Source organism: Kocuria nitroreducens (assembly GCF_042879195.1).
Classification (GTDB): domain Bacteria; phylum Actinomycetota; class Actinomycetes; order Actinomycetales; family Micrococcaceae; genus Kocuria; species Kocuria nitroreducens.
In genome coordinates, this window is record NZ_JBHZTC010000007.1 from 166,283 (window position 1) to 172,282 (window position 6,000).

Sequence of the window (6,000 nt, forward strand, 5' to 3'; positions counted from 1 at the left end):
AGCCCGTCACAGCAGTCACGAGCGGCGGCCCGCGTCTCCTCCGGGGACCGGGGCGCAAGCGAGGTGGTACCGCGTTCCGCCCCGGGCGACCGGCCGGCAGCGTCCTTGCACCCTGACCCGCACGAGCAGCACCGACGTCAGATCGAGGATGGACCCCGTGTCAGACCAGCCCGTCTACCCCAAGGCGACCACCGACCCCGAGGCCCGCGGCGTGCCCGCGGCGCCCGCGTTCCCGGCCGTCGAGGAGCGCGTCCTCGCCTACTGGGCGCAGGACCGCACGTTTCAGGCCAGCGTGGACCAGCGCGACCCCGGCCGGGACGGCTCCAACGAGTTCGTCTTCTACGACGGCCCGCCCTTCGCCAACGGCCTGCCGCACTACGGGCACCTCCTGACGGGCTACGTCAAGGACCTCGTGGCCCGCTACCAGACCCAGCAGGGCCGCCGGGTGGAGCGCCGCTTCGGCTGGGACACCCACGGGCTGCCCGCCGAGCTCGAGGCGATGAAGCAGCTCGGGATGGCGGACAAGCAGGAGATCGAGCGGATGGGCGTGGCGGCGTTCAACGACGCCTGCCGGTCCTCCGTGATGAAGTACGCCTCCGAGTGGCAGGACTACGTCACCCGCCAGGCCCGCTGGGTGGACTTCGACAACGACTACAAAACCCTCAACCCGGACTACATGGAGTCCGTCGTCTCGGCGTTCAAGGCCCTCGACGACAAGGGTCTCGTCTACTCCGGCTACCGCGTCCTGCCCTACTGCTGGAAGGACGAGACCCCGCTGTCCAACCACGAGCTGCGGATGGACGACGACGTCTACCAGGACCGCCAGGACCAGACGGTGACCGTCACGTTCCCCGTGCTCGACGACGCCTCGTGGGCGGTGCGGCCCGAGCTGGCCGCCGAGCTCGCCGGGGTGGAGGCCCTCGCCTGGACCACCACGCCCTGGACGCTGCCGACCAACCAGGCGATCGCCGTGGGCCCCGACATCGTCTACGCCGTGGTCCCCGGCTCCGGCGAGCTCGCGGACCGGCGCTTCCTGATCGCCGAGGAGCTGCTGGGCGCCTACGCCAAGGACCTCGGCTGGGGCGAGGCCGAGGACCCGGCGGCGGCCGCGGCCGCCGCCGTGACCGGCCGGCACCGCGGGGCGGACCTCGAGGGGCTGCGCTACGGGCGGCTGTGGGACTACTTCGCCGACGCCGAGCGCTTCGGCACGGGAACGTCCTGGCAGTTCGTCGTGGCCGACTACGTCACGACGACCGACGGCACCGGGCTGGTGCACCAGGCACCCGCCTACGGCGAGGACGACCAGAACGTCTGCGCCCGCTACGACATCCCCGTGGTGCTCTCCCTCGACGAGTCCGGGGTGTTCTACCGCCTCTTCGAGGACGAGCGGCTCGCCGCCAGCGCCCCCCTGGCCGGGATCGCCGGGCGCAACGTCTTCGACAAGGACGTCGCCCGCACGGTGGTCCGGGACCTCAGGGCCCAGGGCCGGCTGGTCCGGCAGGCCACCTACGAGCACCCGTACCCGCACTGCTGGCGCTGCCGGAACCCGCTGATCTACCGCGCCGTGTCCTCCTGGTTCGTGGAGGTCACCCGGATCAAGGAGCGGATGGTCGAGCTCAACCAGCAGATCACCTGGATCCCGGAGAACGTCAAGGACGGCCAGTTCGGCAAGTGGCTGGAGAACGCCCGCGACTGGTCGATCTCCCGCAACCGGTACTGGGGCACGCCCATCCCCGTGTGGGAGTCCGACGACCCCGAGCACCCGCGCCGCGACGTCTACGGCTCCCTCGCGGAGCTGGAGGCCGACTTCGGCCGGCTCCCCGTCAACGACCGGGGCGAGGTGGACCTGCACCGGCCGTGGATCGACGAGCTGACCCGCCCGAACCCCGACGACCCGACCGGCCGCTCCACGATGCGCCGCGTGCCCGAGGTGCTGGACGTGTGGTTCGACTCCGGGTCGATGCCGTACGCCCAGGTGCACTACCCGTTCGCGAACCGGGAGTGGTTCGAGACCCACAACCCGGGCGACTTCATCGTGGAGTACATCGGCCAGACCCGCGGCTGGTTCTACACGCTGCACATCCTGGCCACCGCGCTCTTCGACCGGCCCGCGTTCCGCAACGTCATCAGCCACGGCATCGTGCTGGGCTCCGACGGGCAGAAGATGTCGAAGTCCCTGCGCAACTACCCGGACGTCAACGAGGTCCTGGACCGGGACGGCGCGGACGCGATGCGCTGGTTCCTGATGTCCAGCCCGATCCTGCGCGGCGGGAACCTGGTCGTCACCGAGCAGGGCATCCGCGACGGCGTGCGGCAGATGATGCTGCCGCTGTGGAACGTGTACCACTTCTTCGGCCTCTACACGAATGCCGCGAACGGCGGCGCCGGGTACGAGGCCCGGACCCGCCACGAGTCCGGCAACGTCATGGACCGCTTCGTGCTCGCGGCCACCGGCCGGCTGGTGACGGACGTCCAGGAGTCCTTCGACCGCTACGACGTCTCCGGGGCCGCCGAGCACCTGCGCGCCTACATGGACACCCTGACCAACTGGTACGTGCGCCGCTCCCGGGACCGGTTCTTCGACGAGGACACCGTCGCCTTCGACGTGCTCCACACCTGTCTGGAGACCGTCTGCCGCGTGGCCGCCCCGCTGCTGCCCCTGGTCGCGGAGGAGATCTGGCGCGGGCTCACCGCCGGGCGCTCCGTGCATCTGACCGACTGGCCGGACGCGTCGCTGTTCCCGGCCGAGCCCGACCTGGTGGCCCGGATGGAGACCACCCGCAGCATCTGCTCCAGCGGCTCCGCCCTGCGCAAGGCCCACAGGCTTCGCGTGCGCCAGCCGCTGGCCGGGATGACCGTCGTCGTCCCCGGCGGCAACGAGCTCGCGGGCACCTTCGAGCGCATCGTAGCCGACGAGCTCAATCTCAGGACGGTGACCCTGCTCGACACCGCCGAGGCCTCCGCGGAGCAGTTCGGCATCTCCCAGCAGCTCAAGGTCAACGCCCGCGCCGCGGGCCCGCGCCTGGGCAAGGGCGTGCAGACCGTCATCAGGGCCGCCAAGGCGGGGGACTGGTCCACCGCGGAGGACGGCACCGTCACCGCCGGCGGGGTCGAGCTGCACGAGGGCGAGTACGAGCTCGAGACCGTCGTGGCGCAGGACGCCGCGGCCGGGTCCCGCGCCGTGACCGTCCTGCCCGGCGGAGGCTTCCTCGTCCTCGACACCGAGCTCACCCCCGAGCTCGAGGCCGAGGGCACCGCCCGGGACATGGTCCGGGCGATCCAGCAGGCCCGCAAGGACGCCGCCCTCCAGGTCTCCGACCGGATCCGCACCGTCGTCACCGCCGACGGGCGGACGGTCGCCGCGCTCGAGGCCAACCGCGGGCTCGTGGCCGGCGAGACGCTCTCCACCGAGCTCGAGCTGCACGTGGGCGAACCGTCCGTGGCCGTGTCCGTGGTGGGCTCCCCGCACGGGATCTCCGCCGGCACCTCGGTCGGCACCTCCGCCGACGCCGGGGCGGTGCAGTCGTGAGCGCCCCGTCCGCGGAGACCGGCGGCGCGGCGACCGTCGAGGAGGTCTACGCCCAGCTGCTCGCGCGGGCCCCCGAGAACCGGATGGCCCCGCGCCTGGACGCGATGCGGCGGGTCATGGAGGTCCTCGGCGAGCCGCAGCGCGCCGCCCCCGTCATCCACCTGACCGGCACCAACGGCAAGACCTCGACCGCGCGGATGGTGGAGTCCCTGCTGCTCGCCCACGACCTGCGGGTGGGCCGCTACACCAGCCCCCACCTCTCCCGGGTCACCGAGCGGATCAGCGTCGACGGCGCGCCCGTCGACGACGAGGCCTTCGTCCGCGTGTACGGCGAGATCGTCCCCTACCTCGGCTTTGTGGACGCCGAGCTGGCCGAGCGGGGCGAGCCCCGGCTCAGCTACTTCGAGACCGTCACGGCGCTCGCGTTCGCGGTCTTCGCGGACGCGCCGGTCGACGTCGTCGTCCTCGAGGTGGGCATCGGCGGCTCCTGGGACGCCACGAACGTGGCCGACGCCGTGGTCTCCGTGGTGACGCCCGTCGACCTCGACCACACGGACATGCTCGGCGACACGCTCGGGGAGATCGCCACGGAGAAGGCCGGGATCCTCAAACCGGGAGGGTTCCTCGTCTCCGCCGCGCAGGACCCGGAGGCCGCCGAGGTGCTTCTCTCCCGGGCCCGGGAGCTGGGTGTCCCGTTCCGCTTCGGCGGCGTCGAGTTCGGCGTCGACGCCCGCGCCACGGCCGTGGGCGGGCAGGTGCTCACCCTGCAGGGCCTGGCCGGACGCTATCCCGAGGTCCTGCTGCCGCTGTTCGGCGCCCACCAGGCGGAGAACGCCGCCCTTGCCGTCGCCGCGGTGGAGGCGTTCCTCGGCGGCGGCGGGAAGGAGCTCAACCCCGGGCTGGTCCGCACCGGACTGGGCGCCGTCGAGTCCCCGGGACGGCTGGAGCTGGCCCGCAAGGCGCCCCCGGTGGTCCTCGACGCCGCGCACAACCCGCACGGGCTCAGGGCCGCGGCGGCCGCCCTCAAGGAGGCCTTCACGTTCGGGAAGCTCAACCTCGTGGTGGGCGTGCTCCACGAGAAGGACGCCGAGGCGATGCTGCGGGTCCTGCTGGACGAGTACGAGGAGTTCCACACCGAGTTCTGGTTCACCCGGTCCTCCTCGCCGCGGGCGGTGGACCCGCAGGAGCTCGCCGAGCTCGCCGTGGACCTCGGCTTCCCGGAGGACGTGGTCCACGCCGTCCCCCAGCTCGACGACGCGATGACCGAGGCGGTCCAGGACGCCGCCGCCCGCCCGGAGTTCGACGGCGCCGTGCTGGTCACGGGCTCGATCACCGTGGTCGGCGAGGCCCGCACGCTGCTGGGCCTGTGACCGTGTCCCCCGCCCCGCACGCACCGCACTTCCCACAGGAGAGGACCCGTCCCACGTGGCACGCATGACCAGAGCCCAGCGCGGCCGGCACCCCGGGCAGCCCCGGCCGCGGCGCTCGATCCGCACGATGTTCGCCTCCTCCGTGCTGGTCATGGAGGCGTTCATCGCGTTCTTCGCCGCCCTCACCGCCTACGGGGTGCTCGGCCGCGAGCTCGGGGACGGGGCCCGGACGGCGATCCTGGCCGGCGGGGCCGCGCTCGCGCTGCTCCTGGGGCTGGCCCCCGCCGTGCTGGGCCGGCCCTGGGGGTACACCGTCGGGTGGGTCCTGCAGGCCGTGTTCCTGGCCACGGGCTTCGTGCTGCCCACGATGTTCTTCGTGGGCGGGCTGTCCGTGCTCGCCTGGTGGTACGCCGTGCGCACCGGGGCGCGGCTGGACCGGGAGAACGCCGCCCGCGATGCCGCCCAGGCCCGGTGGGAGCGGGAGCACCCGGACGGCTAGGCTGGGCACCGACATCCTGGACCCGCACCTCGGAAGGACCCCCATGACCACGGAACGCACCCTCGTCCTCGTCAAGCCCGACGGCGTGGCCCGCGGCCTCACCGGCGACGTGCTCGCCCGGATCGAGGCGAAGGGCTACCGCCTCGCCGAGCTTCGCCTGCTGCACGCGGAGCGCTCCGTGCTGGAGGAGCACTACGCGGAGCACCGGGGGAAGCCCTTCTTCGAGCCGCTCGTCGAGTTCATGCTGAGCGGCCCGGTCGTGGCCGCGGTCGTCGAGGGCCACCGGGTGATCGAAGGCTTCCGGTCCCTGGCCGGGACCACCGAGCCGACCACCGCCGCGCCGGGCACGATCCGGGGCGACCTCGGCCGGGACTGGGGCGAGAAGGTCCAGCAGAACATCGTGCACGGCTCCGACTCCCCGGAGTCCGCCGAACGCGAGATCGGCATCTGGTTCGCCTGAGTAGGTGTTGGGAAAGGGGTCAGCCTGCGGTTTTCGGTTGCCATGGCCGGCGTCCTGGTGCTGGTGCCAGTCGGCGGGTCATCAGCCCGATCATGGACCACTTGACCATGGCTTCGGCGTGGGCGGGGAGGCGTTCGTAGTC

General features: G+C 72.5%; 4 protein-coding genes. All 4 read left to right on the forward strand.

The features are described 5' to 3' along the window. The first annotated feature begins 157 nt into the window (after positions 1-157). The 4 genes from ileS (at position 158) to ndk (ending at position 5,858) form a co-directional block, all read left to right on the forward strand. A complete protein-coding gene (gene ileS / locus ACFYE1_RS06825; protein ID WP_387741243.1) occupies positions 158-3,529 on the forward strand; it encodes an isoleucine--tRNA ligase in 3,372 nt (1,123 codons plus the stop codon). After that, positions 3,526-4,899: a bifunctional folylpolyglutamate synthase/dihydrofolate synthase gene (locus ACFYE1_RS06830; protein WP_387741245.1), complete on the forward strand. Its 1,374-nt coding sequence runs from the start codon at positions 3,526-3,528 to the stop codon at positions 4,897-4,899. The genes ileS and ACFYE1_RS06830 overlap by 4 nt, the downstream gene beginning before the upstream one ends. Before the next feature lie 64 nt (positions 4,900-4,963). After that, positions 4,964-5,398 (forward strand): DUF4233 domain-containing protein, encoded by a 435-nt coding sequence (locus ACFYE1_RS06835; RefSeq protein WP_387741247.1) that lies wholly within the window; start codon positions 4,964-4,966, stop codon positions 5,396-5,398. A 43-nt stretch (positions 5,399-5,441) separates the two neighbouring features. Next, positions 5,442-5,858, forward strand: a complete 417-nt coding sequence (gene ndk, locus ACFYE1_RS06840) for a nucleoside-diphosphate kinase (protein WP_387741249.1) — start codon at positions 5,442-5,444, stop codon at positions 5,856-5,858. Positions 5,859-6,000: the final 142 nt, after the last annotated feature.

Coding starts and splice junctions, on each gene's coding strand:
- ACFYE1_RS06835 (WP_387741247.1), top strand. CDS start 4,964: ATGACCAGAGCCCAGCGCGGCCGGCACCCCGGGCAGCCCCGGCCGCGG.
- ndk (WP_387741249.1), top strand. CDS start 5,442: ATGACCACGGAACGCACCCTCGTCCTCGTCAAGCCCGACGGCGTGGCC.